Genomic DNA, 26,573 nt, shown 5'->3' on the forward strand with positions numbered 1-26,573 from the left:
AGTCAAGCGAAAGTGGCAATTCGAAGATACTATACTTAATTACCCCCCCCCTGTCATTTTCCCTTTAATTGCACAAGGATTTTTCCCGGGTAAATCTTGGATTTTATAGTTGAATAGAATATGATGCTGATTAAGAAAGGGTTTATAAATATATGAACAAATATACATTATTTGCCTTGATTGTGCTGGCGGCGTTTATCACATCCTGCACCACGATTACCACGGAGATTCCCAAAGCGCCGGCTAAGGTGGTGGTCCCGACTGACCGGACCATCTTTACCAAGGATGCCTGGCTGGGCATTGTAGGTAAACCTGTGGCCAATGGGGTAGAGGTCACGGATATCTATGTCAACTCTTCGGCCAAGGAGTCCGGTATAAAGAAGGGTGATATAATAGTAGGGTGCGACGGGATAGTATTTGACGATGGGATTAAAATCGCCAATATTGAATCGCTTTTATCAGCCATCAGCCAGAAGAAGGCCGGGGATGCGTTCAAGATAAAGGCGCTCCGTCAGGCGGAGATCATAGAGATAATCAATTCTATTTCTAATACCACTATGGCTATATCCAAGGAGGAGTTCCTGAAGAAATACCAGGGGTTCAAGGATGGCGGCAATCCGGGTGATAAGATGGAGTTTACGGCCCTGAAGAAGATAGAGGATAAAGAGTTTACGGTAACACTCGGTTCTGAGCCTAATAAGTTTCATCTGATTGAGCCGTCCAAGCCGCCCACTGAGCCCAAGCCGGAGATAAAGGATGGCAAGAAGGCCGGATGGATGGGCATCAGTATGGGCCCGGTCAAAGGACTGGCCACAATGGGCATGGCCAGGGAACAGGGCGGAATCAAGATAAACTCGGTCTCGCCGGCCTCACCGGCAGAGCAGGGCGGACTGAAGACCGGGGATATCGTTATCTCGTATGATGGCAATACCTTTTCAGGCGAGGAACCGAAATACCAGGAGAAGATGGCTGAGCATATCAAGGCCGTGGGTAGCGGCGGCATCGTATCGCTGAATATCCTACGCGCGGCGGATGAGATTGAATTGATGATTAATGACAAAAAGGAACCGACTGAATCAGATCCCGCTAAGGCGGGAGGGGAAATGAAGGATAGTGTTTCACCCTCTAATATCACGGATGTTATTAATAATCTCAAGGTGGGCGATGTGATGAAGGCCGGGATAACCAGGAATATCAAGAATATTTCATTGAAGATAACCCTGGGCACGAGGATGGCAGCCAGCGACAAGCCGGAGGTGGAGCCGGAGACCAATGACCAGATACATCCGGAACTGATGGATTACACCACGCCCATAGAGCAACTGGCCAAGCGGATTATCAGCGATACCAATATCACGGACAAATATGAAGACCTGCTCAAGCGCTACAGCGACGACCAGAAGAATGCCGATGATTTCCGTCTGCGTGATATGCGCTATCTGCAGCGCGACCCGTTCAAGATACCTAATATCTGTGATACCTTGATAGATAACCTGCAGAAAACAATTACTTATTATGAGTGGACATTAGTTAAAGTTATTGATGAACTAGATGAAGGAATAGTTTTATGTTCGCGTGGAGGGAGGGGACCGTTCACGCCTGAACTTAAAACTGGCATATCATTACAAGAACAGTGTAATCAGATTGAGGAGCTGCTTAAACGGGCAGAGGGATATCGCAAGCGGGCCTTTGCCGGGTTGACTGAGGGAGATATGGCATTTCTCAAGGATAATATCTATGGACTGACCGACCGCTGGATACTTGATAGTAATTTTGAAATGCCTGAGACCAACGAACGGGACAGGAAACTTCTGCAATTATGCGGCTATGTCAATTACCGGAAACTGTTTACCGCAAGCAATTTGCTTGCTGGTGTTTTATTGCCATCATATCTTGATGGGCTAAAGAAAGACATTGAACGCGAGGCCGGGGATAAAGAAGGGGTTCTTTTTAGCAAGGATACGCCATTTGGAAAGATTATCATCGGAGGCAAAGGTAATGACCGATACCAGGAGAATGCCGCAGTCATCATAGACATCGGCGGGGATGATTTCTATGCCAACCAACAAGGCGGGTCGGTTTATGAGACCGGCAAGCCGGACCAGCCGTTTTCTATTATCATTGATTTTGCGGGCAATGACCGCTATTCATCTTATAGATACGGATGCCAGGGCGCGGGCGTGATGGGCGTAGGCATACTCTATGACGGCGCCGGGGATGATATCTACATTGCCCAGGATTGGGCCCAGGGCTCCGGGCTGCTGGGCGTGGGAATTCTGGTTGACGCGGATGGCGAGGATTCCTACAAGGGACAGGAATATGTCCAAGGCTGCGGGCTGTTCGGCATCGGGATATTAATTGATAAGTCCAAGACGCAAGATGAGTCGGCTGGTGCCAACCCCGTTAGAGACCCGCTCCGCTCTAGCTTAAGCGAGGCAAGTAATGTTCCGGAAAGTGAAATCAAGACATCTGAGTCTGAATTAGATACTAACCAATCATTAACCGATGATGATATTTTTGATGAACCTGAGGATGAAGATGACATCTCTAACGGGGCGAGTGATTCCTATCAGGCCAATAAATTTGCCCAGGGCTTTGCCGGTCCCAAGGGGTTCGGCTTGCTGATTGACACGGCCGGGGATGATAATTATCTGGCCAGCACCAAGCATCCCAACGGCTATCCGGACAATCCGGGCACCTTTGACGGCTGGTCCCAAGGATGCGGCACCGGAATGCGGGCCTATACCGACCCGTCCATGAGCCGGTCCGGCGGCATCGGCGTATTGATTGACCAGGCCGGCGACGATTATTACGAAGCCGGCACATTTTCCCAGGGCGGCGGCTATTACTTCGGCTGGGGCATGCTGGCTGATGAAGGCGGGAATGATGAATACCTGGGCACCAGATATGCCCAGGGCTTTGCGGCGCATTCGGCCATCGGGTATTTCATAGACGAATCCGGCGACGACCAATACCGGACGCTCTGCGGGGTGGTGGCCGGGCTGTCCTGGGACCTGACCTGTGTGGCGTTTATAGACAAGGCCGGGAACGATACCTACGATGCCGGCGGATTCTCGCGCGGCGCTTCGGCGCACAACGGGTTCTGCCTGTTCATGGATTTAGGCGGCAAGGATATCTACAAAGACAGCGTGGCATTGGCTGGCGGCAATACCTATCACGGTGGGTATAGCTTATCCATCTTCCTGGATAAGGGGCTTGAAGAAAACATCTATCCCAAAACTATCAATGACAAGAAGATGGAAGTTTCCAGCCGGGTTCATAATAGTATAGAAGTCAACACCGAATACTCCATCTTCATTGACACGGACAAGGAATTGGAAGACCTGCTCAAGGATGACAGTTACAAGGGGATATTGAAGAATAATATTAAGGAAGAGACCAAGGAAGAGACCAAGGAAGAGAAGTAACCCAGTATATAGTATGTAGTATACAGGATACAGGATGCAGAATACGGGATACAATCATTCCGAGTTCACGTCCGCAGGCCGCATTTCGGGTTCACTTTTTGCCTTTTATGGATGTGCCGCGGCAGATGGCATTATCACCGAACTTTTCTTTCAGCTTGTCAATGGCCTGATGGAGTTTGGCCGCTTTGGCGTCAGTTGGTTTGGCGGTGTTACTGAACAGTTCGGCCTGGACTGTTGGGGCGGAGAAGTTGGCGGCCTTGACGCCCAGGAGCCGGATTTTCTTTCCCTTACAATCAAAGCCGGAATAGAGCTGTTTGACGGCTTGATAAACCATATCATCAAAACAGGTAGGCGCATCCAATGTCAGGGCCCGGGTATAGGTGTCGAATCCGGTCAGCCGGATTTTGAGCGTGACAGTCCGGGTCTTGAGGTGGTGCTGCCTGAGCCGACCGGCCACCTTTTCGCTCAGGCGCATCAGGGTTCGGTCGATGACCGCGCGCTCTGAGGTGTCGCGGTCAAATGTGATTTCGTTACTGATGGATTTGACCTCGCCTTGGGCCTGGACCTCGCGCGGGTCAATGCCGTTAGCCAGTTGATGAAGCTGGTAGCCATTGGCGCCGAGCAACGCAGTGAGTTTGGCCGGCTGGGCATCAGCCAATTGGCCGATGGTGGTGATGCCGATGCGGTTTAGAATGATTTCGGTCTTTTCGCCCAGCCCGGATATCTTGCGGATGTTAAGCGGCCGGAGGAATTCCTGCAGGCGCTCGGGCCGGACCTCGACCAGACCGTCCGGTTTACGGAATTCCGAGGCGATTTTGGCGGCCATCTTATTGGGCGCCAGTCCGACTGAGGCGGTCAGGCCTAATTCCTTTTTTATCCTGTCCTTTATCTGCCGGCAGACCTCCATCGGGCCTTTGAACAGGTGATGGGTCCGGCTGATATCCAGAAACGCCTCGTCCACGCTGATGGGTTCGACATCGGGCGTGAAGTCAGCCAGTATGGCGAATATTTCTTCTGATACGGACATGTATTTTCCCATATCGACTGGCAGGAATACGCCTTTGGGGCATTTGCCATAGGCGATGGAGATAGGCATGGCCGAATGGATGCCGAATTTACGGGCTTCGTATGAGCAGGTAGCTACCACGCCCCGGCCCTGGCCGCCTTTTGGGTCTGAGCCGATGATAACTGGTTGGCCTTTGAATTCGGGATGGTCGCGCTGTTCCACAGCCGCAAAGAAGGCGTCCATATCTATATGGACAATGTAGCGAGCGGACATAAGTAAAGTTTTATCGGCCGATTATCTCCGTCTGCCCCGGAAACGGCCCGGCCGGCGCGCGGCCCAGACCACGGTCCGGACAAATTGTTCCTGGGGTATTTCCGGGTGCCGGGAAATAGGCAGCGGGGTCCGGATAAGTTTCTCGATATCGGCCACATCGCGGCTCTGGTCCGGCGTGGCAAACGAGATGGCATGCCCGGGACGCCCGGCCCGGCCGGTCCGGCCGATGCGGTGCACGTAGTATTCGGTATCATCCGGCAGGTCGAAGTTGATGACCAGTTCGATGCCGCGCACGTCAATGCCCCGGGCGGCCACGTCGGTGGCGACCAGGACCTTGTGCCGGCCTGATTTAAATCCGTCCAGGGCTTCCTTGCGCTGGGCTTGGGTCCGGTTGGAATGGATTTCCGAGGCGCTGTAGCCCATCATCCGGATGGCCTTGGCAATCTTGCCGGCCTGGTGTTTCATCCGGACAAAGAGGAGCACCGAGCCGGGATAACGGGCCAGCATCTTGTTGAGTAATCTCAGTTTGGCGTCTGATTTGACAATGAACAGTTCCTGGGTGATTTTATCGGCTGTGGTGCCGGACGGCGCGACTTCTATTGATAGGGGCAGTTTCATATGCCGGGTGGTGACATCCATGATTTCCTTGGCCATGGTGGCTGAGAAGAGCATGGTCTGCCTTTTCTTGGGAATGAACGACATTATTTTCTCGACCTGCGGGGCGAACCCCATATCGAGCATCCGGTCCGCCTCATCCAGCACCAGCATAACCACGTTGTCCAAGCGGACGTTGCGGCGTTCCATATGGTCCATCAGCCGTCCCGGGGTGGCGATGATGACTCTGGGATTGCCGCGCAGGGACCTGGTCTGGTCATATAGCGGCACGCCGCCGACCAGGAATGTGGTTTTAAGCCCGAAGGCCTGGGCGATCGGGCGGAAGGCCTCGTCAATCTGCATGGCCAATTCACGGGTGGGCGCCAGCACCAGGCCGACTCCGGGCCTTTGGGCCAGACTTTGGATCATGGGAATGGCGAAGGCGTGGGTCTTGCCGGTGCCGGTCTGGGCTATGCCGACGATATCAGCGCCCTTGATGGCCTGGGGGATGACCTTTGACTGAATCGGAGTGGGGGTTTTGAATTTGATGCGCTCGAGTACGTCGAGTATCTTGGGCGCAATACCCAATCCGTAAAAACCCTGTCCGGGCTGGTTGCTTGGTTCGTTCCGGCCTATTTCGGGAAATGGCATATTTAATTCCTTCTGTATTTTTTGGTTAATGTTATTAATGGGATTTTACACATTTTTAGCTTATTAGTCCATATATTTCCGGAACCAGAGTTCCAGCATCAGCAGGGCCCAGAGCCGGTCGCCGTGGTCGACATTGCCTGAAAGGTGTTCATTAATTAAGCCCTGAACCGGTTCGGGCTGGAGATAACCTCTTTTCCTGATTATTTCAGGCGCTAGGATAGACTGGAGATATCCTTTCAGTTCGCCCCGGAACCAGCGACTTACGGGTACGCCGAATCCCATCTTGCCCCGCATCAGGATTTCTTCAGGCAGGAATTCCTTCAATGATTTCTTGAGCAGATGTTTGAGCGTAAATCCCTTGAGTTTCATCTGGGCCGGGATGCCGGCGGTGAATTCCATGAGTTTGTGGTCCAGGAAGGGCGAGCGGGATTCCAGGGAATTGGCCATGCTGGCGATATCCATCTTGACCAGCAGGTCTTCAGGCAGATAGGCCATCACGTCCGTATAGAGCATCCGGTCCAGGTGATTATCAGCCTTGGAGTTGTTATAGATATCCAATAAATAATTCTCGGCCGGTTGGATCAGGGATTCCTTCATCCGGTTGGAATATAGCTTTTGCCTGAGGGTGGAATTAAAGCAGAGTTGCCAGACCAGGTAGCGCTGGGCCGGCGGCAGGCTGGCCACGGCCGTAAAGCGTTTCAGGCGGGTGAAGAAACTCTTGGGGTCGGCTATGCCCAGTGGCGGAATCAGGAAATGCGCCATCCGGCTGAATATCCGGGCCAGGGGCAGTGACATCAGTTTCTGGGCCAGATAGCGCGGGTAGCCGGCGAAATTCTCGTCTCCGCCGTCGCCGTTCAATGCCACGGTGACATGTTTGCGGGTTTCCAGGGCTACATAGTAACTGGGCAGCATGGACGAATCCGCATAGGGCTCGCCATAATACCAGGCCAGGTCCGGCAGGATATCTATGACCTTGGGGGTGACGATGAATTCATGGTGCTCGGTCTTGAAATGTTCAGCCACGATTTTGGCGTATTTGAGCTCGGAATAATCCGTTTCGCTGAACCCGATGGAGAATGTTTTGATAGGCTGTGAGGAATTCCGGGCCATCAGGCCGACAATGGCTGAGGAATCAATACCGCCTGAGAGCAGGGCGCCCAGGGGCACGTCGCTGACCATTCGGATTCGGGTGGATTCTTCAAGCAGTTCCATAATCCGGCGTTGGTATTCCTCTTGGGAGAGCGAATGCTTGGCCCGGTAGTCAATTTGCCAGTAACGTTCTATCTTAATAGCGCCGGTGGCATTACATATAAGATAGCTGGCCGGCGGGAGCTTTCGGATGCCCTTAAAGATGCTCAGGGGTGAGGGTATATAATAGTAGGTGAGATAATTATCCAGCGCGGCTGGGTCTATTTCCTTTTTGACCTCGGGATTAACCAGGAGTGCCTTCAGTTCAGAGCCGAAGATAAGATATTTATCTGTGTGCGCATAATAGAGCGGCTTTTTGCCCAGCCGGTCCCGGGCCAGGAAGAGCTGTCTTTTGTTATTATCCCAGAGCGCCAGGGCAAACATGCCTCTGAGGTGTTTCAGGCATTCAACGCCGTATTCCTCGTAGAGATGGACAATCACTTCGGTATCAGTTTTGGTGTAGAAGGAATGGCCTTTTTTGAGCAGGTCTTCGCGCAATTCCTGAAAGTTATATATCTCGCCGTTCAGGACCAGCCAGATGGATTTATCCTCGTTATGGATGGGCTGGTCGCCGGTAGTCAAATCAATAATAGCTAATCGCCTGATGCCCAGCCCGACTGGCGTTTGGTTATTGGCGTTTGGTGATTGGTGCTTGTTATTGTAGATGCCTTCGCTGTCCGGGCCGCGGTGGATGATGGTGTTGCACATCCGGTGCATTAGGTTGTCAGATACCGGGGTATTGTCAAAGTTTATTCTGCCGCAAATACCGCACATATGAAACGATTCAACCAAACATCCATGATGGGGTCAAGGAAAATTGTTCCGCCTTTAGCGGGATCTGCCTCGAGCATGACAATCATAGATGATCCCGGTTGCGGCGCTATTTATGGAGCTTAATAAACAGGGTGTCGCTCTTGAGCAGTTTTGAACGCAGGTATGGCGTAGTTCGGTCCTTGTCATTGCCGACTTTCTCCATCATCATTTTCAGCTCGGCCTGCTGTTTTTTGTTGATTGAAACGAACTGTAGTCCGGCCAGCCCAAAACTCATATCATCCGACAGTTTAAACCAAACCACCTGCGCCTTGGCGCGGATGGGCTTGTTCCGACTGGTGGGTATGGAGATGTCCAGGAGGATCTTGTTCTGGAGCTGTAATTTCTGCTTGGTGGCGCATTGGATCCCGCTTTCTGAGATATCCAGGCAGGGGTATTCGTAAGAGGTAGGCTTGCTTGACAAACCGAAGAGGATTTTTTCCCGCTTTCGGGCTCTCAGTCCGGGGACGATATAACGTTTATGAATGCGACGTTCTTGTCCCATAGGATCCTCCTTTTATTTTTGGAACCGGCCATACAGGGAATCGCCTTTAAGCATCTTGGAACGCAGATAAGCCGTGGTTTGGTCCTTGTCACTACCGAATTTTCCGATTAATTCCTTTATGGCGGTTGTTTGTTTGTCATCCAGGTCGGAGAATTGCAGGCCGACCAGGCCGGAATTACCTGAGAGCTTGACCCAGACCACCCGGGTTTTAATCCGGATGGGATTATTGCGATTGTTAGGGATGGAAACATCAAGAATAAGCTTATCTTGGGGTTTCAGTTGTTTGTTAACGGCTATCTGAAGCCCGCCTTCTGAGATGTCCATGCAGGGGTATTCCTGCGAGGTGGGCTTGCTGGATAATCCGAACATAGTTGATTCGCATACCCGCGCCCTTAAGCCGGTAACCACATAACGTTTATGAGCTCGACGTTCCTTATCCATTTATGCATTCCTCTCGTAATTAATCATGTCGCATCAGGTATCTTTTCAGCGTCCCCAGTAATCCACCGGTTCCAATGTCCATCGGGAGATGGGTTGAATAAATGCCCGCAAGCGGCAAGAGCATCTTTAATAAATCAGTATAGGAAAATATGATACATAGTAAAGATATTATGCTGTTAAAAATCCCCTTATTTTTTTGCCTGAGGTACAAACTAAAATACTGCCTGGCCTGTTTATTATAACCATATACCAAAGTGGTCAGCCCTCCTGCATAATTACGGTGCATATCGGCATAGGATAATTGTCCGAGGTTTATTTTCTGGAGTTCTTCCTGATTGATTTTGATGCCGAGGGTTTCAAGCTGTTGCTTGTGTTGCCCGATGAATTCACTGACATAGCGAATGAATTCCGCTGACATGGTGCGCGGGTTGCTCAAGGTGATAGATTTAATATTGCGTCTCCAATATCCCAATAGATGCGGGATGGCTTTGAATTCACCTTCCAAAGACAGGCGACACCAGGTCGGGAAATCGACCAGGTTCAGGTAGTCCGGCTGGATAAATCCGCCCATCTTCAGGAGGGCTGATTTTCTGATCATCACGGTCGGGGCAAAGATAAAATTTTCGGTTCTGATAAGACTTTTGAGGGCCGAGCCGAGCGGAGAATTATTTCTCATGCTTACATCTTCGGGTATCCTGTGGTAAAAGATTTTGTCGCCGGACTCATTAGTGATGATGCCATCGCCATAGGTCATAATGATATTCTTATCTTCAAAGTAAGGTAATTGGCGGGCTAATTTGTCTGGAGGCCAAAAGTCGTCGCCTTCCAGGATGGCAATCAGGTCGCCCTGCGCCTCTTTAAGCGCTTTATTATAGGTGGCGCCCAATTGATGGGCGCCTCGATGCTCTTGATAGATATATTTTATTCGGCTATCAGGGAGTCCCCTGATGACTTTTGAGGTCCTGTCAGCTGAGCCGTCATCTACGATAATCATTTCCCAGTTTTGGTATGATTGGGCAATAACCGAATGGATGCAATCGGCGATATATTTCTCATGGTTATAAGCAGGCGTAATGATTGAAATCAGAGGTGATGGCATTATTTTTCTTTGGTTTTTGAGGATAGATAATGTTTCAGGGCTTCCGGCCATGGTCTTAAAGAAGTAAGTTTCTTGCTGGCCAGTGCCGAGAAGAGAGGCCTTTTTACCCCGGCTTGTTCTTCTTGTTCTTGTTTCGGTTCAATCTTAACTTTGATATTCGATTGCTTGAATATCTCCCGGGCAAATTCGTACCAGGTGCAATAACCAGAGTTGGTTAGGTGATAAATTCCGGATGAGTAATTGTGCTCCAGCATCTCTTTTATTTTCAAGGCCGCATCGTAGGTGTAAGTCGGGCTTGAGGTGATATTAGAAGTAACCTGCAGTGTTTTGCCGTTTTTGGCAAGTTTGAGCATTGATTCCACGAAATTAGTTTTACCTTTGCCGAGACACCCGGCCGTGCCGAACAGACTGGCCACCCGGATCACATAATAATCAGGAATGAGTTTGACGAAGAATTCACCGGCCAGTTTAGAGATGGCATAGACATTAAGCGGATTGGGAATATCATCTTCATTATAAGGCCTCATCTTTCGGCCGTCAAAGACATAGTCGGTCGAAAAGTGAATGAGTTTTATATTGAATAACCGACAGGTGTTTGCCAGGTCCCGGACCGCAGTGGTATTAACCAGGAAGGTTTGGGCCGGGTTTTTCTCGCATTCAGGGACATTATGATAAGCCGCGGTGTTAATAACGATGTCCGGTTTGTAGTCCTCTATGATTTTGCGGGTTTTGAGCGAATCCGTGATATCGATATCTTTAATGGTTAGTCCTTTAATGGACCAATGACTCTGCTGAGCGCCCAAGCGCTTTACCGCCGAATCTGATATTTTGTTGTTTCCCTGGAATACTTTTATTATGTCCGTGCCCAGTTGTCCGTCAGAACCGATTAGAAGGATTTTCATAGATCAATGCGCCTCCTTATTTTTTACATACAAAATGCCAGTAAGGCAGTTTATCTGAAACGGTGACCTCGTTGAATGAGTCCCTTAAAGCCAGAATCTGTTTTTTACTGAAGCGTTGTTCTATCCGGGTGAAAAAACGGTCATAAACATCCTGGTTAATTCTTGCGATACTTTTTTTATTATATGCGTCATAGAGAGGGATGAATTGAGACAATCCAAAGGGATGGGAAAGCTTTCCTAACCATATTAGCGGCAGATATATCAGGATTGTGGCAACCCAGGTAAACGAGGATCGAAGTATCGGGTTTCTGATTCTTGCAACTGCCTTCCGTAAGGCGGTCGTTATAAAAAGCAAAATATGGAAATGAATCGGTTTGTTGTCCAGGGCGTAATACAAATACACCAGTAGAACCGGAGCATATTTTTTTAGAGTACGAATTTCATCAAGAGAATTAGTGGGCAGGTGGTGCAGAACGCCGAGGCAAAATAAAATATCGGAAAAATTATCTCTAAATGGCAAACGCCGTAAGTCGCCCATAAAGAACAATGAGTTTTTTGCATCCTTAAGATTACGGCGTGCCACAAAGATGGACTCGGAAAAATCAACCAGGACCAACTCACGGCATTTATCTTTCAAAAAATAACTCCATCTCCCTATTCCGCATCCCAAATCGCACACTCGTGAATCAGCTAATCCGGATAAGTCAATTAGGTTAAAATATTGCAGGAATTCTTGTTCGTGCTCTGGTAATATCTTTGGGAACCGCTGCCACTCCTCGCCAAAAGTAAACTGGATGTCCTCGGCAAACTCAAGCGGCATCCTGTTTGTTTTTCCTGCGGTTATTTGCATTCGTTTCTTGAGTGTATCCGGATATCTTGAGGACTCGAGGAGAATGATTACATCATCAACAATGGGATAAACAGAACCGTCTACGATTAATCTCCCTTCGGCAACCTCTAGTTTTTTAGAATCAAAGATATCCTTTAATGTCTCTATTTTATTGGAGTAATACATAACATTAGTTCTTTTCCGCCAGCCGCTTGATTCTGAGCCTGTCAAGAACGCCTGATTTTTCCAAAAATGGTAACTGTCTCTGACGGCGTCTCGCCCGGCAAGAGGGATAGAAGTTACTGGTGAGGTTATTACACCGAGTATTCTCAAAACTTAGTTTCCGAAGAGAAGTTGAAGTTCCCTATCTTCAACGCCGGGGTTACAAAACCGCTGCCGCCGAAAAACCCGCTGCGTAATTCGGTCTGACGGGAAATCAATTCCACATTGGACAGCATATTAAGAACGCTGTCGGTAAACCGCATATTTTTAACGCCTTTGGTAATGACGCCGTTTTCTATCAGAAACGTTCCATTACGGGTCATGCCGGTGATAGTCATTTTCATAGGATCAAGGACGTTGGTGTAATGGAATTCCGAAACCAAAATTCCCCGGTCGGTGGAGCTAATCATTTCTTCTAGCGAGGAATTACCGGGCAGAAATACCAGATTGGTGGGTATCGGACCGGAGGCATTGGGTTGGGGCAGGGCATGTCCGGTGGAAGCGCACTTGGCCTTTTTGGCCGTTAAGCGGTCATGCACCACATTACAGGCCACGCCTTTGTCCACCAGCACCACTTTTTTACGGGGCATGCCTTCGAAGTCAAAGGGCATACCGAGGATATCCGGATGATAAGCGTTCTCGACGATAGAGATATTATTGCCCATAATCTTTTTACCGAGTTTGCCGGCTAGGAAACTCCGGCCTTCCTGATAGGACAGGGCTCCGAATCCGCGGAAGGCCAGGAAGAAAAGAAGTTCCACAGCCGCAGCCGGCTCCAGTATGACCGTATAGGCCCCGGCTTTTATATCAACCGGGTTTTTTGATTTTACTGCCTTGTCAATGGCAAGCTTGGCAATCTGGGCCGGTTTTATCCGGGTATAAAACCTGGATGTTTTGGTGGCTTTGCCGCTGGAGTCAGGTGTCATGGCTGTGCAGGTAAATTCAGCCGAGGTCGAGGCATAATGGGCAAAAAGTCCTTTAGAATTGGCGATGGTTAGAGCCGAGGCATCATTAGAAAAAATGCCTGAGATATTTAGTGAATTATGGCTGGCTTCCAGTACCGCCTCTTTTATGCCGATTGCCCGTTCGGTCGGCGTGATGTCAGCGGTTTGCTGGTTATGGGCATTGACTGGGGTGTATTCTTGTTTGCCGAGCAGTCCGAATTCAGTGCCCTGGGCCGTGACAAAATAGCGGCAATTCCGGGCGGCCCGTTTCAGCGAGGCGTCATTCACCTGGTTGAGCATAACCCGGGCTACCTTGCCATTATTGATGACCCGGACAATTACGCCCAGGAGATTGTTTTCCGAAACGTTCTGGGTGATGATGTTATCCGCATAGCGGGTCAGGGCGCTGGAGGAATTGTCCATAATGACTTCAACCTGTCCGGGCTTGAAATAGTGGATTATTTTATCGATAATTTTACGGGTTTCGTTAGGTGCATAGGCTGATTTGCTTGTCTTCTGGGCGGCGGCACAGGTGGATTCTAAAGGCATAACTACTTCTCCTTTTCGAGGCTGCCATTAACCCTTCGGCGCGCTCAGGGTAAACTCCGGAGCGTTACGATCCGGGGGAGTCCCGCTAAAACGGGATAAACTCCGCGACATCGGGAATAAATCAGCATCAAGGATAGCAAATAGCCTGATTTATTCCAAATATTATTGTAAAAATTAACGCTCTGGTGTTGAATCATCCTCGCCGCTTCGCATTTTGGCGGTACCGGAGGCGGCTGCTATACGATAAGCCGAACTATTATTTTACTGACCTAAAAATAATAAATATTTACAAAATTTTATATATTTCCTTGACATATTATTAATTTCATGTAAACTACATAATTCCGTGCTTTATCGAGAAAGGAGATAAGAATGGCTACAGTATCAGAAGTAATGGATAATGTCAAGACCCTGAAGGATGAGGAAAAAAGCCAGTTATTGTTGGAGGTCATCAGCAATTCGAGCGTGAGCTGGCTCAAGGATTTCGTCAAGTCATTCGAGGACAAATTTGGCGTGAGCGCAGCTATGCCTGTGATGGCCGCAGCCGGTCCGGCCGCAGCCGCCGGGGCAGGCGAAGCCGAGAAGAAGGAGGAGAAGAGTTCATTTGATATTATCCTCCAGGATGCCGGCGCAAATAAGATTCAGGTAATTAAGGTAATTCGCGCCATCACCAATCTCGGTCTGAAAGAGGCCAAGACCTTGACCGATACGCCGCCGCAACCTGTCAAAACTGGAGTGCCCAAGGAAGAGGCAGAGAAAATCCTCAAGGAACTTGCCGCGGCCGGCGCCAAGGTAGAACTTAAGTAATTAATTACAATCCAGCGCCTGTCATTTAAACCGATGGGCGCTGGATTATATTTTATATTAAAATACTAACGCGTGTTTCAGGCCATTTCTGTAATATATCTTATTTCTCCCCAGCGGGGAGAAGGTGCCGCTATTCTATCAAAGTAGAGTTATAAAAGATTTATGAAAGAAACATTTGTTTACAAGAAAAACCCGTTCCCGTATTTGTTCCCCGAATTGTCCCCGGTTCAGGTTGAGGCCTACCAGCGGTTTACCCAGCAGGATGTCCCGCACGCCCAGCGCAAGAATATCGGGCTGGAAACGCTATTCAGGGAGACCTTCCCGATAAAATCGTACGACGGCAATTATTTCCTAGAGTATCTCTGGTACGAAATCGGCCAGCCGCATTATACCTCCGAGGAATGCCGGGCCCTGAAGATAAGTTATGCCGCACCCTTGCGGGCGCGGCTGAGATTGAATAAGCCGGAACCCATAGAAGAATACGTTTATTTCGGCGATTTGCCTTTGATGATCGGCGGCGGCGAATTCATCGTCAATGGTATTGAACGCATCATCGTTAGCCAGATGCACCGTTCGCCCGGCGTGGATATCAAGGATGAAATCGTGGGCGAGCGTCGACATTTCATCGCCACAATCATTCCGCAGCGCGGTAGCTGGCTGGAAATAAGCACCTCCAAAAAAGATACGGCCACGATAAAAATAGACCAGGGCACGGCCCTGCCCCTGACCATATTCCTGCGGGCCATGGATGAGAATCTGTCTTCGGACGCCCAGATTATCAAGACATTTTACGAAACCGAAATAGTCAGAATCAAGGAAGGTGTTGCGGCCAACGCCCTGGTGGGCCGGTACGCCGCGGTGGACGTGATCGATCCACAGTCCGGCAAGGTGGTTCTGAGGGCCGGAGAAAAGATTGCCGAGGAAACCGCCATCCACCTGACCGAGTCAGCCGGGATACAGGAACTGGAATTAATAACTAACCTGGAAGATTTTCTTATCATTAATACATTAGCCCAGGACCCGACCAAGTCAACCGATGAGGCGTTGCTCAAGATATACGCCAGGTTAAGGCCGGGCATGCCGGCCCAGCTGGACAGGGCTAAATACATTTTCAACGAGCGGTTCTTTGACATCAGCCATTATCAACTGGGCATGGTCGGCCGGTTCAGGATTAACCGTAAATTCGGTCTGAACGTACCGGAGACCGAACAGACCCTGTTAAAGAGCGATATTATTGAAATACTCAAATACCTGATAAAACTCCGCAAGAATGTCGGGCAGGTGGATGATATAGATGATTTAAGCAACCGCCGGATTCGGGCCATCGACGAACTGGCTGCGGACGAGATAAGAAAAGGATTCTATAAGCTGAAACGGCTGGTGACGGAAAGATTAAGCGCCGCCACCTCGGCCGCGGCCCTGGCGGATGCCAAGAACAAGGAGAAATTAACGCCGCGTGCCCTGGTTGATTCCAAAATCATTTCCGCGGCCATCGAGCATTTCTTCGAGCGGGGCGAGCTTTCCCAGGTGGTGGACCAGACCAACCCGCTTTCGCTCCTGACACACGAGAAACGCTTGAGTGCCTTGGGTCCGGGCGGCTTGAACCGGAAACGCGCCGGCTTCGAGGTGCGCGACGTGCATCCGTCCCATTACGGACGGGTCTGTCCGGTGGAGACTCCCGAAGGCGCCAATATCGGACTGATTACCTCGCTGGCCACTTTCTCCAGGGTGGACAAATACGGGTTCCTGGTCACGCCTTACCGGCTGGTCAAGAACGGACAGGTGACCGACGAGGTGCATTACCTGAGGTCGGACGAGGAAAAAGATAAGGTGTTGGCTCCGGCCGATATCGAGATGGACAAGAACGGAAAAATTACCGCCGATAAGGTGTTGTCCCGTTTTAACAAGGAATTCAAATTCGTCAAGCCCGAAGAGCTTAATTATATCGATCTGTCGCCGTTCCAGGTGGTGGGCATTTCAGCCGGGTTGATTCCCTTCCTGGAGCACGATGACGCCAACCGCGCTTTGATGGGTTCGAATATGCAGCGCCAGGGTGTGCCGCTCATTTCCACCGAGCCGGCGATTGTGGTTACCGGACTGGAAAAAACCGCGGCTGAGAATTCATCACTGGTGGTCCGGGCGGAAAAGAATGGACTGGTGACTTATGTCTCGGCTGACGAGATTATCGTAAAGACAACGGAACGGGCCAATGACAATGAAATCATCGTTGAAGGCGAGGAAACACTGGAGGGCTACCGAACTTACGAATTAAAGAAATTCCACGGTCTGAAGGAACGGACCTGTCTGAACCAGGTTCCCTGCGTCAATGTGGGCGACAAGGTAAAAAGGGGGCAGGTGATTGCCGACGGGCCGGGCACGGCTCAGGGCGAACTGGCACTGGGACGCAACGTCTTCGTGGCTTTTATGCCCTGGGAGGGCTATAACTTTGAAGACGCCATTATCGTCAGCGAAAGACTGGTTAAAGATGACACCTTTACCTCGATTCACATCGAGGATTTTGAGGCCGAGACCCGGGAGACGAAATTCGGCAAGGAGGAGTTCACCCGTGATATCCCCAACGTGCCGGAGAAGGCCCTGAAGAACCTGGATGAAAACGGTATCATCCGGGTCGGCACCAAGGTAAAGGCCGGCGATATCCTGGTGGGCAAGATAGCGCCCAAGAGCAAAAAGGAATTGTCTCCCGAAGAGAAACTGCTCCACGCCATTTTCGGAAAGGCCGGCGAGGATGTCAAGAATATGTCGGTTGAGGTCCCGCCCGGCGTTGAGGGCATCGTGACCGACACCCAGTATTTCAGCCGCCATTACGAGATGACTCCGAAGCAGCGGGAAGAGAAGGAAAAAGCCGCCAAGAAAATTGAACGCAATTTCGCCACCCAGCTGCTGAATATCCTGGAAGATAATATCAAGCCGATAGAAAAACTGGTCGGCAAGCGGATACTGCCGCGCCCGCTGACCTACGGCGCCCGGGGCACGATTAAGAATTTCACGGACCTGAAGGAGAAAATCAGGACCGTGCTCGATGCGCTGGAATATAAGGACAAGAAGGAAAAGCAGACCGTGGAAACGCGGATGAGCCAGATTCTGACCAAGTGCGAACAAATGGAAAATGAAAAGGACCTGAATATAAACAAGATAACCCGGGGCGATGACCTGCCGCCGGGCGTGCTGGAGATGGTCCGGGTCAGGATTGCCACCAAGCGCAAGATATCGGTGGGCGATAAGATCGCCGGCCGGCACGGCAACAAGGGCGTGGTGGCTAAGGTCATGCCCGAAGAGGATATGCCGTTCCTGGCGGACGGCACGACGGTCGATATATTGCTTAACCCGCTGGGCGTTCCGTCCAGAATGAACGTGGGCCAGATTCTGGAGACTACTCTGGGCTGGGCGGCCAATAAATTGAATATCAAGGTGGTTTCACCCATCTTTGACGGGGCCACGGAAAAGGATATTACTGATTTGTTAACCAAGGCCGGGCTGCCCGAAGACGGCAAGACCATGCTTTATGACGGCCGGAGCGGAAATCAATTCGGGGAGCGGATTACCGGCGGTTACGCCTACATCATGAAACTGCATCACCTGGTGGACGACAAGATTCACGCCCGCGCCACCGGGCCGTATTCGCTGATTACCCAGCAGCCGTTAGGCGGCCGGGCCCGGGCCGGCGGACAGCGCCTGGGTGAAATGGAGGTCTGGGCGCTTGAGGCCTACGGCGCCAGCCATGTCCTCCAGGAAATGCTCACCGTCAAGAGCGATGATGTGGACGGCCGGACCAAGATTTATGAGTCCATTATCAAGGGTGAAAATATCCTGGAACCGTCCATCCCGGTGTCGTTTGAAGTCCTGACCAATGAAATCAAGGGCCTGGGATTAAGCTTTAAATTAGAGAAACAGAAAGCCCTATAATATAAATATCTTATGATAGAAACAGTTTACGAACGGGTGAATGAATACAATGCCATCAGCATCAAAGTGGCCTCTCCGGAGGAAATAAAGTCGTGGTCATACGGCGAGGTCAAGAAGCCGGAGACCATCAATTACCGGACCTGGCGGCCGGAGCGCGATGCGCTGTTCTGCGAACGGATATTCGGCCCGGAAAAGGACTGGGAATGTTTCTGCGGCAAATACAAGGGCATAAAATACAAGGGTATTATCTGCGACCGCTGCGGCGTGGAAATCACCGTTTCCCGGGTCCGGCGCAAGCGGATGGGCCATATAAACCTGGCCGCGCCCCTGGTCCATATCTGGTTCTTCAAGACCGTTCCTTCGCCGCTCGGGGCGATTCTGAATATGAAGCTCTCGGCCCTGGAACGCATCATCTATTACCAGGATTATGTGGTCATCGAGGTGAAAAATAACAAATGCCCGCTCAAGGTCGGCCAGATTATCACCACCGACCAGCTGGATGACTATAATCTCAGGTATAAAAACGAGTTCCAGGCCGATATGGGCGGCCGGGCCATAAAGAAATTACTGGCCAATCTGGAAGTCAAGAGCATCTGCGCCGACTTAAAGGCGAAATTGAATAAGCTGGCTTCTTCCAGCCCCAAGGCCAAGGAGATATACAAGCGCCTGCGCCTGTTTGAGGCGTTCACCGCGTCAACCAATAAGCTGGAAAACCTGGTTCTGGAAGCCGTGCCGGTTATTCCGCCGGATTTAAGGCCGCTGGTTCACCTGGAAAGCGGCAGTTTTGCCACCTCGGACTTAAACGACCTCTACCGCCGGCTGATTAACCGGAACAACCGGCTGAAGAAACTCATTGAGTTAAATGCCCCGGAAGTCATCATCCGCAACGAGAAGCGGATGCTTCAGCAGGCGCTGGATTCGCTGTTTGACAACGAGCGTTGCCGCCGTCCGGTCACCGGCTCCAACGGCCGGGCCCTGAAATCGCTGGCCGACATGCTCAAAGGCAAGCAGGGCCGTTTTCGGGAAAACCTGCTCGGCAAGCGCGTCGATTATTCGGCCCGCTCGGTTATCGTGGTTGGCCCGGAACTGAAATTAGGCCAGTGCGGACTGCCCAAGCCGATTGCCCTGGAATTATTCCAGCCGTTTATTATCAAGCGCCTCAAGGATGACGGCCGGGTTGATACCATAAAGAGCGCCAAGAAGATGCTCGAGCGCCGTTCCGAAGAGGTCTGGGATATACTGGACGACGTGATTAAGGAACACCCGGTGCTCCTGAATCGCGCGCCGACCCTGCACCGCATCGGCATCCAGGCCTTCCAGCCCGTGCTGGTCGAAGGCAACGCCATCGCCCTGCATCCGCTGGTCTGCCCGCCGTTCAATGCCGACTTCGACGGCGACCAAATGGCCGTCCACCTGCCGCTTTCCTGGGAGGCGCAGCTGGAAACCAAAATCCTGATGATGGCCACCAAGAACATTCTTTCCCCGGCGCACGGCAACCCGGTCATCAGCGCCACCCAGGATGTGGTCCTGGGCATCAATTACCTGACCCTGGACAACCCGCAGTTCCGCAGCCCGGCCGCCGGAGCCGCCAAGGCAAAAGCAAGATATTATAACGGGTTGACCGAATCATTGATTGCCTGCGATCGTAAGGAGATTTCCGTCCATACCCCGATTAATGTCAAGATAGCCCATAAACCTGTTTATGCCAAGATCGGGCCGGACAAGCCGGCCGCTTCAGTCAATATATATAAAACCACATTAGGGCGTTTGATATTTAATAATATTTTCCCCGATGGCGATAACTATTACAACTACGAGGTGGACAAAAAGTCGCTCAATGAAATCATCTATAAATACCACAAGAAATACGGCAACGAGGCAACGGTGAAACTGCTTGACGCCATCAAGGAGTTGGGCTTTAAATGGGTCACCTTGAGCGGACTTTCCATCGGCAAGGACGACATCAAGATTCCGGTGGAGAAAGAGGCGATTATCAGGGAAGCCGAGGTTGAGGTGGCTAAAATCGAGCAGAATTACCGTAAAGGTTTGGTCACCTCGGGCGAAAGATACAACCAGATTATCGACTGCTGGACCCGGGCCAAGGAGCGGGTCGGCGATGCCATGATTAAGGGGCTGAAAGAAGACGTCCGCGACGGCAAGCCGCATCTCAATCCGGTTTATTATATGATGACTTCAGGCGCCCGGGGCAGCATCGACCAGGTCCGCCAGCTGGCCGGCATGCGCGGCCTGATGGCCAAACCGTCCGGTGAAATCATCGAGACGCCCATTAAAGCCAATTTCCGCGAGGGCCTGAGCGTCCTGGAATATTTCAGCTCCACGCACGGCGCCCGCAAGGGTTTGGCCGATACCGCCTTAAAGACATCCCAGGCCGGATACCTGACCCGGAAACTGGTTGACGTGGCCCAGAATACCATTGTCGGCACGATTGATTGCGGCACCTTAAACGGCGTTACCAAGGGCATCGTTTATAAAGGCGACCGGATCGATGTCTCCCTGGCCCAGAACATCGTCGGCCGGGTGGCCCGCGATAATATCGTCGACGTGGTGACCGATGAAATACTGGTCAAGGAAAACGAAGTGATAACCAGCGAGATTGCCAAGAAGATAGAGACCCTGGGATTCCAGAAGGTCCGGGTCCGTTCGCCGTTTACCTGCGAAGCGCCCGAAGGCATCTGCGCCCATTGCTACGGAATGGATTTGTCCACCGGCCGGCTGGTGGAAAAGGGCACGGCCGTCGGCATCATCGCCGCCGAATCCATCGGCGAGCCGGGCACCCAGCTGACCATGAGAACCTTCCATATCGGCGGCACCGCTTCCAGAACCCTGGAAGAATCCACTATCGTGGCTAAAAACTCCGGTGTTGTTAAATGCAACAATGTTAAGATGTTCACCAATCCCAAAGGCGAAACGATTGTTATCAACCGCAACGGCGAGATTATCATCGTGGACCAGAAGGACCGGGAAATCGAAAGATACACCGTTCCGGCCGGCTCCATCATCTTCTGCAAGGAAGACCAGGCCATCAAGGCGCGCCAGATGCTGGTCTCCTGGGACCCGCACAACGTCCCGATTATGACCGAAAAAGACGGCATCATCCGTTATGAAGATATCATCAAGGACAAGACCATGAAGGAGGAGACCGACCCGCGCAGCGGCATCAAGCGCAAGGTTATCATCGAGCACAAGGGCGACCTCCATCCGCAGATTATCATTGAAAACGCCAAAGGCGAAATCCAGGCCGTCTATGCCATACCCGAGAAGGCGCACCTGGAAGTTGACGAGGGTGAAAAAGTGGCCAGCGGCACCCTGTTGGCCAAGACCCCGCGCGAACTGGTGGCCTCGCAGGACATCACCGGTGGCCTGCCCCGGGTGACCGAATTATTCGAGGCCCGCAAGCCCAAGAACCCGGCCGTCATCGCCGAAATCGACGGGATGGTCGAATTCGGGGAGAAAAAACTGGGCAAGCGGACCATTATCGTCCATAACGAGGAAACCGGCATGCGGGTCGAACATACCATCCCGCCCGGCAAATACTTAAGGGTTCATCGGGGCGACCTGGTCAAGGCCGGCGAACCCTTAGTCGACGGGCCACAGGTTTTGGCTGATATCATGAGAATCAGCGGCGCGGACACCCTCTCGGAATACCTGCTCAAGGAAGTCCAGAACGTCTACCGTTCCCAGAACGTTACCATCAACGACAAGCACGTTGAGATTATCATTGCCCAGATGCTTCGCCGGGTCAAGATTGTCAAGAGCGGCGACACGGCCTTTATCGCCGGTCAGATCGTGGATAAATTCAGGTTCAAGGATGAAAACCAGAAGGTAGCCAAAAAAGACCATACCCCGGCCACGGCCAAGCCGGCCCTGATCGGCATTTCCAAGGCCACCCTGCAGTCCGACAGCTTTGTCGCCGCCGCGTCGTTCCAGGAAACCACCCGGGTCCTGACCGAAGCATCTTTATTCGGAAAGCGCGATAACTTGAAGGGTATTAAGGAAAATGTTATAGTGGGACGCATTATCCCGGCCGGCACCAGTTTCGGCGATTATGCGGACCTGGAGCTGAAAATAAAGGGACAGTCGAAATCCCTGGGAGACGAAACGGAAAAGATTCTGCCTGACTTAGAGGGCGAGCCGGTTCAGGCGGAAGCCGCGTTATAATAAATTAACCCCCTCACCTATCCTCTCCCCTATGGGGAGAGGGAAGGGTGAGGGGGAACTGGATTTGAAAGTCCATACAAAAAATAGGGAAAAATAGGAGAAGATATGCCGACGATTAACCAATTGATTAAAAGCAAGAGGCGGACCCCGAAGGTAAAATCCAAGGCGCCGGTGCTGGACCGCTGTCCGCAGCGGCGGGGCATTTGCACCCAGGTCAAGACCATGACGCCGAAGAAACCTAATTCGGCCCTGCGCAAGATTGCCCGGGTCAGCTTCTCTAACAAGAAGGAAGCCACGGTCTATATACCCGGCGAGGGCCACAACCTCCAGGAACACTCAATGGTCCTGGTCCGGGGCGGCCGGGTGCGCGATTTACCCGGCGTGCGCTACCACATCGTCCGCGGGGTCCTGGACTGCGGCGGCGTGGAAAACCGCAAACAGAGCCGTTCCAAATACGGCACCAAGGTGCAGAAATAAATAGAAAGAATAATTTATGCCAAGAAAATATAAATCACTGGATTACCTCCTGAAACCAGACCCGAAATACAACGACAAACTGGTCAGCCGCCTGATTAACAACATTATGAAGGAAGGCAAGAAGTCCACGGCCCAGCGGGCGTTTTACAAGGCCATGAACGTGGTCGAGAAAAAGATCACCGACGTCGGCCCGCTGGAGGCCCTGCTCAAGGCTATTGACAACGTCAAGCCGATAATGGAGGTCAAATCCAAGCGCATCGGCGGCGCCACCTACCAGGTCCCGACCCAGGTCCCGACCGACCGGCAGATGAGCCTGGCGATTAGGTGGATACTCGAATCAGTCCGCAAGAAGAAGGGCAAGCCCTTCCACGTCCGTTTGTCTGACGAGCTCTTGGCCGCCTACAAAGGCGAAGGCGACGCTATGCTCATCCGGTCCAACGTCCACAAGATGGCCGAGGCCAACAAGGCCTTCGCCCATTTCGGCTTCCGCAGAGACCGCTAAGCGAAGGGCATTGAATCCGAGCACGATTTGCGCAGGTAAACTAATCCTATCCTTAGCCATTTCGGCTTCCGCCGGGACCGCTAAGCGAAGGGCATTGAATCCGAGCACGATTTGCGCAGGTAAACTAATCCTATTCTTAGCCACTTCGGCTTCCGCAGAGACCGGTAAAATTACCGGTCAGCTTGCCGGGATTAAATGGGTTATATCGGCCAGCCTAAATAGGATTATCGTCTGTGGTTTCATATCTTCCTTGCATTCCGGCCGGAATTTTAGTATGGTGCCGTTAATCGGCGCGGGAAAGCGTTTTCCTTATAAACCTTGCAATTAGGCGGGAAATAAAATGAAGCTTGAAGACCTGGGCTATGGCCCATTTTTCGAATCCCATCGCCAAGCCCTGGGATTGGACGCTGACGGAGTGGCCCGGGTGATTGCCGAATACAAAGAGGCCTACCGGGTCAAGAACATTGCCGGCGAATGTCTGGCCAGGATATCCGGCCGGCAGATGTTTAAGGCCGTGACCAGGGAAGATTATCCCTGCGTCGGGGACTGGGTGGCGATTACCAGGCGCAACACCGCCGAAGCCGTCATCCACAAATTACTGCCCCGCCAGACCATATTGAGGAGAAAACACACCAATAAATCCGGAGCCCAGGTCATCGGGGCCAATATTGATGTCGCCTTCATCATTGAATCATTGGACGGCGATTATAACCTGAACCGGTTTGAAAGATATTTCGCCATGGTCGACGAAGGCCATATCCGGCCGGTCGTGGTCCTGAATAAAACAGATTTGATATCGGATACTGAATTAGGCCTGAAAACGGCCCAATTAGAAAACAGGTTCAAGGGTATTGACGTTATCTCCATCAGCGCCGCGACCGGCCGGGGATTAGCCGGATTAACCGCTTATATCAAACCGGGCCGGACCTATTGTTTCCTGGGTTCATCCGGCGTGGGCAAGTCATCCCTGATAAACAAATTGCTGGGCACGGACAATATCAGGACCAACGCCATAAATATTGTCACCGGCCAGGGCCGGCACACCACGGCCAGCCGGGAAATGTATTTCCTGCCCAACGGCGGGATGGTTATTGACAATCCCGGAATGAAGGAAATCGGGCTGACCGACGCCGACGCCGGGATAGACAGCGTATTTGAGGATATCATTGCCTTATCAGCCGGATGCAGATACAAGAATTGTTCCCACACCAACGAAGCCGGGTGCGCGGTATTAGCGGCGCTGGCCACCGGCCGGCTGGATCAGGCCAAATACTCCAATTACGCCCGGCTCAGGAAAGAAGCCGGATATTACCGGATGACCGAACTGGAAAAAAGGCGGGCCGACCGCAAATTCGGCCGGTTCGTCAAAAACGCCCAGCAACAGCTCAAGAAGAAATAAAGTCCGGCCATGGTGCCCCAAGGTTTTGCCTAGAATCTTGTGCGGGATGGGGACAGACCAGGGGGGATGGGGACAGACCACATATTTTATAATGCCTGTTTTTCTTGACATTCAAGGCGCTCTTTGACAAAATTGAGGCTATGCCACGAATCGCCAGAGCCGTTGCCGTCGGTTTCCCTCATCATGTTATCCAAAGAGGCAACAATCGGGAAAAGATATTCTTTGCCGAAGTTACCAGGGAGAAATACCTCAACTGGCTCAAGGAATATGCCGACACCTGGGGCGTCAAAATACTGGCTTATTGCCTGATGACCAACCATATTCACCTCCTTGTCAAACCGGACAAGATGGAATCGCTGGCCAAGATGATGCAGGGGCTGAACGTCTCTTATACCAGATACATCAATAAGAGATACAAACGCACCGGCCGGTTGTTGGAAGGCCGGTATCATTCGTGTATAATAGATGAGGAGCCATATTTATGGGCCGTGGCGCGCTATATTGAGCAGAATCCGTTAAGGGCCGGAATGGTCAAGGCGCCGGAGGAATATCCGTATTCCAGCGCCCGGGCGCATATAACCGGCCAGCCAAACGAGGCGCTGACGGATGAATTAATTACCGAAGACGACAGGTCTGACTATACGGAATTCATTAAAGCGCCGAGCCCGAAAAGGGAGATAGAACGGATAAGAATTACGACCAAGCGGGGGATGCCATTAGGTGGCGATATCTTTGTAGAGCGCCTGGAGCGCCGGCTAAAACGGCGTTTTACGAAGAAGAAGTCCGGTAGGCCGCATAAATAAAGGGAAAGAAAATATGTGGTCTGTCCCCGTGGACTCCCCCGTGGACTCCACCGTTTTGGACCAAATGGCCTCTGCCTATCGCGCATATGTTTTGCAGGGAGGATCAAAGTTTGAAATGGGAGCTCGCTTGGTCGAATGGGCTGGACCGTGGTTGGCGGCTGCATACGGATTTAGTAAAATACCTGCACCAGAATCCCGCGTGTTTCACAGTACTTACAAAAGTAATGTAAGTAGTATTATGAATGAAGGATTAAGATCCGGAACGTATGCTACGCCAACCAAGGGATTGAGTTCATCGCAGGCTCAAGGAGCACTGAAGCTTTCCGGCCCATTACGTAATACTGTATTAGAAATTGACGTTGCAGGATTGCGCGCCGCCGGATATGAAATTCCACGGGTTACAAGGGTAGTGGGCGGAACAGGCTACGAGATGAAGTTTTTATATGAAATACCACCGCAGTTTATAAAGGAGGTAATTAAATGAAAAAGGAAGAATCCAAGAAATTATTGGAGCAGGAATGGGAAAATATCATTGCAGATGCCGAATCAGCAAAAGATTCACCCAGGGCAACAATTAATTTGATGGAAAATTATAAAAGCCTTGATACTGGCCGACGACTTTTAGCGGATCAAATTATTGCTGAGTGGATAACTTCGAAAGATGATGGGAAGAGATTTGACGCTTTGGCGCTAGTAGAAAAATTTAATATCCGTTCGGCATTGCCACAACTTCGGGCGCTTGAGGTAGATCTCAAGAATCGTACAGGCCCTGATGCGTATTACCAATTAGAGAAAGTTAGACGAAAAATAAAAAAACTGGAATCTGAATCTGTTTAATAAGTGTAATTTCAATCATCCTCTTTAGGTGACGGGTGACGGGGACGGTGACGGGGACGTGACGGGGACAGACCACATATTTTCTAATGCCTGTTTTTCTTGACATTCAAGTCGCTCTTTGACAAAATTGAGATCATGCCACGAATCGCCAGAGCCGTTGCCGTCGGTTTCCCTCATCATGTTATCCAACGAGGCAATAACCGG

The 26,573-nt window shown here is 51.2% G+C and carries 19 protein-coding genes; 10 read left to right on the top strand and 9 right to left on the bottom strand.

The genetic code is table 11. The annotated features are described in order from the left end of the window. Positions 1 to 152: 152 nt before the first annotated feature. Positions 153 to 3,428 carry a PDZ domain-containing protein gene (locus HZA49_09195; protein MBI5779612.1) on the top strand — a complete coding sequence of 1,092 codons (3,276 nt, stop codon included), beginning with the start codon at positions 153 to 155 and terminating at the stop codon, positions 3,426 to 3,428. Between the two features lie 91 nt (positions 3,429 to 3,519). Here HZA49_09195 and dinB read toward each other — a convergent pair whose 3' ends face one another. From dinB to HZA49_09240, 9 genes are all read right to left on the bottom strand, one after another. Next, entirely contained in the window at positions 3,520 to 4,707 is a 1,188-nt protein-coding gene (gene dinB / locus HZA49_09200; protein ID MBI5779613.1) for a DNA polymerase IV, read from the bottom strand. 21 nt (positions 4,708 to 4,728) lie between these two features. Further along, complete coding sequence (locus tag HZA49_09205; GenBank protein MBI5779614.1) at positions 4,729 to 5,952, bottom strand: DEAD/DEAH box helicase; 1,224 nt, start codon at positions 5,950 to 5,952, stop codon at positions 4,729 to 4,731. 63 nt (positions 5,953 to 6,015) lie between these two features. Then, a complete protein-coding gene (gene asnB, locus HZA49_09210) occupies positions 6,016 to 7,914 on the bottom strand; it encodes an asparagine synthase (glutamine-hydrolyzing) (protein MBI5779615.1) in 1,899 nt (632 codons plus the stop codon). A gap of 106 nt (positions 7,915 to 8,020) precedes the next feature. After that, positions 8,021 to 8,455, bottom strand: coding sequence for a PilZ domain-containing protein (locus tag HZA49_09215; GenBank protein ID MBI5779616.1), 435 nt, complete (start codon positions 8,453 to 8,455; stop codon positions 8,021 to 8,023). Positions 8,456 to 8,467: 12 nt separating this feature from the next. Then, the gene (locus tag HZA49_09220; protein MBI5779617.1) at positions 8,468 to 8,896 is read right to left on the bottom strand and encodes a PilZ domain-containing protein; all 429 of its coding nucleotides are present in this window, start codon (positions 8,894 to 8,896) and stop codon (positions 8,468 to 8,470) included. A gap of 19 nt (positions 8,897 to 8,915) precedes the next feature. Then, positions 8,916 to 9,995 carry a glycosyltransferase family 2 protein gene (locus HZA49_09225; protein MBI5779618.1) on the bottom strand — a complete coding sequence of 360 codons (1,080 nt, stop codon included), beginning with the start codon at positions 9,993 to 9,995 and terminating at the stop codon, positions 8,916 to 8,918. Continuing rightward, entirely contained in the window at positions 9,995 to 10,897 is a 903-nt protein-coding gene (gene rfbD, locus HZA49_09230) for a dTDP-4-dehydrorhamnose reductase (protein ID MBI5779619.1), read from the bottom strand. The genes HZA49_09225 and rfbD overlap by 1 nt, the downstream gene beginning before the upstream one ends. Positions 10,898 to 10,913: 16 nt before the next feature. Continuing rightward, positions 10,914 to 12,059, bottom strand: coding sequence for a class I SAM-dependent methyltransferase (locus HZA49_09235; protein ID MBI5779620.1), 1,146 nt, complete (start codon positions 12,057 to 12,059; stop codon positions 10,914 to 10,916). Beyond that, positions 12,056 to 13,441, bottom strand: coding sequence for a TldD/PmbA family protein (locus tag HZA49_09240; GenBank protein MBI5779621.1), 1,386 nt, complete (start codon positions 13,439 to 13,441; stop codon positions 12,056 to 12,058). The genes HZA49_09235 and HZA49_09240 overlap by 4 nt, the downstream gene beginning before the upstream one ends. 393 nt (positions 13,442 to 13,834) lie before the next feature. On the opposite strand from HZA49_09240, the gene rplL reads away from it, so the two are divergent. The 9 genes from rplL (at position 13,835) to HZA49_09285 (ending at position 26,369) form a co-directional block, all read left to right on the top strand. After that, the gene (rplL, locus tag HZA49_09245; GenBank protein MBI5779622.1) at positions 13,835 to 14,248 is read left to right on the top strand and encodes a 50S ribosomal protein L7/L12; all 414 of its coding nucleotides are present in this window, start codon (positions 13,835 to 13,837) and stop codon (positions 14,246 to 14,248) included. 162 nt (positions 14,249 to 14,410) lie between these two features. Then, positions 14,411 to 18,172 (top strand): DNA-directed RNA polymerase subunit beta, encoded by a 3,762-nt coding sequence (gene rpoB, locus HZA49_09250; GenBank protein MBI5779623.1) that lies wholly within the window; start codon positions 14,411 to 14,413, stop codon positions 18,170 to 18,172. Between the two features lie 12 nt (positions 18,173 to 18,184). Next, positions 18,185 to 22,351, top strand: a complete 4,167-nt coding sequence (rpoC, locus tag HZA49_09255) for a DNA-directed RNA polymerase subunit beta' (protein ID MBI5779624.1) — start codon at positions 18,185 to 18,187, stop codon at positions 22,349 to 22,351. A 105-nt stretch (positions 22,352 to 22,456) separates the two neighbouring features. Then, on the top strand, positions 22,457 to 22,828 hold the full coding sequence (locus HZA49_09260; GenBank protein MBI5779625.1) for a 30S ribosomal protein S12: 372 nt from the start codon (positions 22,457 to 22,459) through the stop codon (positions 22,826 to 22,828). Positions 22,829 to 22,844: 16 nt separating this feature from the next. Next, positions 22,845 to 23,330, top strand: coding sequence for a 30S ribosomal protein S7 (gene rpsG / locus HZA49_09265; GenBank protein ID MBI5779626.1), 486 nt, complete (start codon positions 22,845 to 22,847; stop codon positions 23,328 to 23,330). A 340-nt stretch (positions 23,331 to 23,670) separates the two neighbouring features. Beyond that, positions 23,671 to 24,729, top strand: coding sequence for a ribosome small subunit-dependent GTPase A (gene rsgA / locus HZA49_09270; protein MBI5779627.1), 1,059 nt, complete (start codon positions 23,671 to 23,673; stop codon positions 24,727 to 24,729). Between the two features lie 140 nt (positions 24,730 to 24,869). Then, positions 24,870 to 25,532, top strand: a complete 663-nt coding sequence (locus HZA49_09275) for a transposase (protein ID MBI5779628.1) — start codon at positions 24,870 to 24,872, stop codon at positions 25,530 to 25,532. A 64-nt stretch (positions 25,533 to 25,596) separates the two neighbouring features. Next, the gene (locus tag HZA49_09280) at positions 25,597 to 26,016 is read left to right on the top strand and encodes a hypothetical protein (GenBank protein ID MBI5779629.1); all 420 of its coding nucleotides are present in this window, start codon (positions 25,597 to 25,599) and stop codon (positions 26,014 to 26,016) included. Then, positions 26,013 to 26,369 (top strand): hypothetical protein, encoded by a 357-nt coding sequence (locus tag HZA49_09285; protein MBI5779630.1) that lies wholly within the window; start codon positions 26,013 to 26,015, stop codon positions 26,367 to 26,369. Before HZA49_09280 ends, HZA49_09285 begins: the two co-directional genes overlap by 4 nt. Positions 26,370 to 26,573: the final 204 nt, after the last annotated feature.

The sequence above is a fragment of the Planctomycetota bacterium genome (assembly GCA_016235865.1).
Taxonomy (GTDB): Bacteria; Planctomycetota; MHYJ01; order JACQXL01; family JACQXL01; genus JACRIK01.